Source organism: Acidithiobacillus sp. TH-A36 (genome assembly GCF_057473445.1).
Genome location: NZ_JBYCKP010000328.1, coordinates 1 through 4,139 on the forward strand (window position 1 = coordinate 1; position 4,139 = coordinate 4,139).

Consider the following 4,139-nt stretch of genomic DNA (forward strand, 5'->3'; position numbering starts at 1 on the left):
GCGCCCAGCCTGCAGGAGCAGCGTGACCTCGCCTTTGTCTGGCGGGTCGGTAAATATGTGCGGTCCAACGCCATTGTCTACGGTCGTGAAGGCCAGACCGTGGGTATTGGCGCGGGGCAGATGAGTCGGGTCGATGCGGCGCGCTGCGGGGCCGCCAAGGCACTGGATCTGGGTTTTGATTTGCACGGCGCGGCGCTGGCTTCCGATGCCTTTTTCCCGTTTCGGGACGGAGTCGATGCGGCGGCTGCTGCCGGGGTAAAAGCCATTATTCAGCCCGGTGGCTCCATTCGCGATGAAGAAGTCATCGCCAGCGCCAACGAGCACGGGATGGCCATGGTGTTTACCGGCGTCCGTCACTTTCGCCACGGTTAAGAGGGATATTTATGGGTGCGAAGGTTTTGGTTTTGGGGGGCGGCGGTCGTGAACATGCCATCGCCTGGAAGCTGGCCCAATCAGAACGGGTCGAGACCGTCTATTGCGCGCCCGGTAACCCTGGTACGGCCGGTGAAGAAAAGCTGTGCAACCTGAAACTGAATCCCAATAATCCTCAGGCGGTAGTGGCTGAGGCGCATGTTCTGGATATTCAACTGGTGGTGATTGGACCGGAAGCACCACTGGTGGCGGGGGTGGGAGATGCTCTGCGCCGCGCCGGAATTCCGGTTTTTGGGCCGGATCAGGCGGGTGCCATGCTGGAGGGGAGCAAGGCCCATGCCAAGGCTTTCATGATGCGCCACGGACTGCCGACCGCCCGTTATGAGCGTTTTACCGACACTGCCCATGCTCTGGAATACCTGCATGGGCATCCGCTGCCGGTGGTGGTCAAGGCCGATGGCCTGGCTGCCGGCAAAGGCGTGGTGGTAGCCAGTACCTTGCTGCAAGCAGAAAGCGCAGCACGGCAGTTTCTGCAGTGGGGCCCCATCATCATTGAAGAGTTTCTGGAAGGTGAGGAAGCCAGCTTTATCGCCATTATTGTCGATGGTCAGGTGCTGCCTCTGGCCGGTTCTCAGGATCATAAGCGGCTGCTGGATGATGACCAGGGGCCCAATACCGGTGGGATGGGTGCCTACTCCCCTGCCCCGGTGCTGGACACGGCCATGAGCGAGCGGGTGCTGCGGGAAATCATGCGCCCTGCAGCGCAGGGTCTGATGGCCGACGGCACGCCGTATTGCGGCTTTTTGTATGCCGGCCTGATGATTGGCCGGGATGGGCCGAAGTTGCTGGAGTTCAATTGCCGCCTGGGCGATCCTGAAACCCAGCCGCTGATGATGCGCCTGCGCTCGGATCTTTATGCGGTCCTGCTGCTGGCTGCTCTGGGTGAGAGACTACCCGCTGAACTGGATTGGGACAGCCGCAGCGCCTTGTGCGTGGTGATGGCTGCAGAGGGATATCCTGAGCATCCGCGTACAGGGGATGCCATTGCCGGGCTGGGTGCGGCCGAAACGGATACCGTCAAGGTGTTTCATGCGGGTACCAAAACTGTGGATGGTCATGTGGCTACGGCCGGTGGGCGGGTGCTGGGTGTGACCGCGCTGGGCGACAGTCTCGCTATTGCCCAGCATCGTGCTTATTCGGTAGTCGCCAAAATCCACTGGTCCGGGGTGCAGTTCCGTCAGGATATTGGTCATTTGGGTTTACGCCGAGACTAGGCGGCGCTGAGACGTATGCCAGGGCATACTCCGCGTCGTCAGGAATTACGCCAGCTGGTGGCGCATCTGCGTCGGGGTGGTGTCATTGCCTATCCAACAGAAGGGGTCTGGGGGCTGGGTTGTGACCCTCGGCAACGGCGGGCGCTGCGCCGCATTCTCCATTTAAAAAAACGCCCACAACACAAGGGCGTTCTGCTCATTGCCGGTCACCGCTCCGAAACCGCTGACTTCTGGTCGGATCAGGGCATCAGTCCGGCACTGCTGGAACAATACTGGCCGGGGACCACCCTGGTGCTGCCCGCCCGTCAGCAGGTTCCGGTCTGGATTCGTGGGCGGCATCCCAGTGTGGCCATTCGGGTCAGCCATCATCCCGGTGTCCGTGCTCTGACCCGGGCTTTTGGCAGCGCCATTGTCTCAACCAGTGCCAATCGCGCTGGTCAGAAACCCGCCCGTGACTTGCGGACCATCCGCCGCTATTTTGGCAACCGTCTTCCGGTACTGCATGCCCGACTGGGCAGGCAGCGCCGCCCGAGCCGCATTGTCGATGCCCGTACTGGTCAGGTTTTAAGGCGTTAACCTTAAAACGGTAACAGATTCAGTTCACCCAATCCACGACCCGCAATCCGGGAACACGCTCAAACTCGCGCAGGTTATTGGTGACGACAATTAAACCCGTACTTCTGGCATGACCCGCAATCATCTGATCATAAGGCCCTATGGGCTGACCTGTGCGGGCCAATTCGGCGCGAAGCTGTCCCGTATGCCTGGCAGCCTCTATGCCATATCCAAGAACCTCCAGGCGAGCTGCAAATCCTTCTATTTCTGCCAAATTCCGTTCTGGAGACTGGGATTTTTCCGCACCGTAAATCAACTCCATCAGCGTGATGGTACTTATCGCCATTTGGCCCTGGTGCTGGTGAAACTGCTCCTGAATTTCTGGCGGTTTGCGCTTGATGGTAAAAATGCAGATATTGGTATCCAGCAGGTATTTAATCACAAGCCTTCCCGGTGCTGATCGTCGGGCTGCTCGCGGCTTTCCATAAAGTCAGCACTGACCCCTTCACCATTAAACCAGCTTTCCCAGGATTCACCTGCAGGTACCAGGATGCGCACACGACCCAAGGCGACGACATCCACGCGCTTCACATCATTGGGGAAAGCGATGGACTTGGGCAGTCGTACGGCCTGGCTGCGATTGATTTGAAAGACGGTTGCCTGTTCCATGATGGTAATCACTATTGTATATGGCGTTGGGATATCCTACCAAGCGCGGAGCCCGGTGGCAAGGATTCGCGAACCAATAGCCTGCGGCCACTTTCTGGCGAAACGGGCCTTCCGGTGGCATAATTCCCCGCCAGCGTAGGAGAGAAAACCATGCAGCAGCCTTCCACTCAAGCCGTCGAACAGTTTCTTCTCCAGCTTCAGGACCGCATTTGTACGGCTCTTGAAAAGGCGGATGGTCACGCCAGTTTTCGGGAGGATCTCTGGGAAAGGCCCGGTGGTGGTGGAGGGCGTACCCGGGTCATCAATGGAGGTGATCTGCTGGAAAAGGGGGGGGTCAACTTCTCCAAAGTGCATGGCGATAAACTGCCACCTTCGGCCACTGCCCATCGCCCTGAGCTGGCGGGTCAACCTTTCACGGCAGTGGGTGTTTCGCTGGTCCTGCACCCCCGCAATCCTTATGTGCCCATTGTCCACATGAACTACCGGTTTTTTGCGGCAGGTTCCGTGTGGTGGTTTGGCGGCGGAGCTGACCTCACCCCGAGTTACGGTTTTGTGGAAGACGCCCGGCACTTTCATCAAACCCTCAAGGCCGCCTGTGACCGGCATAGCCCCGATTTTTATCCCCGTTTCAAGACCTGGTGTGATGAATATTTCACCATCAAACATCGCCAGGAAATGCGGGGGGTCGGCGGCATTTTCTTTGATGACCTCAGCGGGGATGCCGATACTTTACAGGCGTTCTGGGAAGAGGTGGCCAACAGTTTTCTGGAGAGCTATCTGCCCATTGCCGAACGGCGCCGCAACACTCCTTTTGGTGAGCGCGAAAGGGATTTTCAGCTGATCCGTCGGGGTCGCTATGTGGAATTCAATCTGGTGTACGACCGGGGCACCCTGTTCGGCCTGCAATCCGGCGGACGCACCGAGAGCATTCTCATATCCCTGCCCCCCCTCGCCGCCTGGCATTATGACTGGCAGGCACCGGCAGATAGCCCCGAGGCCCGCCTGAAGGAAGACTTCCTGACCCCCAGGGACTGGGCATGATTTATCCGCTGCTGCGGCCATTACTGTTTGGTCTGGAGGCGGAGCAGGCCCATCAACTCAGCATCGCGGCGCTGGAAACCCTGGGTCGCATGCCCCGCAGTCTGGAACGGGTATCTGAACATTTTGCGGTGGAGAACCCCGCGCTGCAGCAAAGCTTGTGGGGACTGAATTTTCGCAATCCCGTGGGGCTGGCGGCTGGTTATGACAAGGATGCCCGCGCTACGGCGG

5 protein-coding genes and 2 pseudogenes are annotated in these 4,139 nt (G+C 59.0%); 5 read left to right on the top strand and 2 right to left on the bottom strand.

Annotated elements, in window-relative coordinates; all coding sequences use genetic code 11:
• From purH to tsaC, 3 genes and pseudogenes are all read left to right on the top strand, one after another.
• Positions 1 to 372: pseudogene (gene purH / locus AC2VLY_RS08785) on the top strand (bifunctional phosphoribosylaminoimidazolecarboxamide formyltransferase/IMP cyclohydrolase); the annotation flags it as partial.
• A gap of 11 nt (positions 373 to 383) precedes the next feature.
• Positions 384 to 1,646: a phosphoribosylamine--glycine ligase gene (gene purD, locus AC2VLY_RS08790; protein WP_486922119.1), complete on the top strand. Its 1,263-nt coding sequence runs from the start codon at positions 384 to 386 to the stop codon at positions 1,644 to 1,646.
• A gap of 15 nt (positions 1,647 to 1,661) precedes the next feature.
• Positions 1,662 to 2,222, top strand: a complete 561-nt coding sequence (tsaC, locus tag AC2VLY_RS08795) for an L-threonylcarbamoyladenylate synthase type 1 TsaC (RefSeq protein WP_486922120.1) — start codon at positions 1,662 to 1,664, stop codon at positions 2,220 to 2,222.
• A gap of 19 nt (positions 2,223 to 2,241) precedes the next feature.
• Here the strand turns inward: tsaC and vapC are convergent, their stop codons facing one another.
• Positions 2,242 to 2,643 (bottom strand): type II toxin-antitoxin system tRNA(fMet)-specific endonuclease VapC, encoded by a 402-nt coding sequence (gene vapC, locus AC2VLY_RS08800; RefSeq protein WP_486892623.1) that lies wholly within the window; start codon positions 2,641 to 2,643, stop codon positions 2,242 to 2,244.
• A complete protein-coding gene (gene vapB / locus AC2VLY_RS08805) occupies positions 2,640 to 2,870 on the bottom strand; it encodes a type II toxin-antitoxin system VapB family antitoxin (RefSeq protein ID WP_193649552.1) in 231 nt (76 codons plus the stop codon). The genes vapC and vapB overlap by 4 nt, the downstream gene beginning before the upstream one ends.
• Before the next feature lie 150 nt (positions 2,871 to 3,020).
• On the opposite strand from vapB, the gene hemF reads away from it, so the two are divergent.
• Together hemF and AC2VLY_RS08815 are read left to right on the top strand one after the other, a co-directional pair.
• Positions 3,021 to 3,911, top strand: a complete 891-nt coding sequence (gene hemF / locus AC2VLY_RS08810; protein ID WP_486892624.1) for an oxygen-dependent coproporphyrinogen oxidase — start codon at positions 3,021 to 3,023, stop codon at positions 3,909 to 3,911.
• Positions 3,908 to 4,139, top strand: a pseudogene (locus tag AC2VLY_RS08815) (quinone-dependent dihydroorotate dehydrogenase); the annotation flags it as partial. The gene hemF and the pseudogene AC2VLY_RS08815, both read left to right, overlap by 4 nt.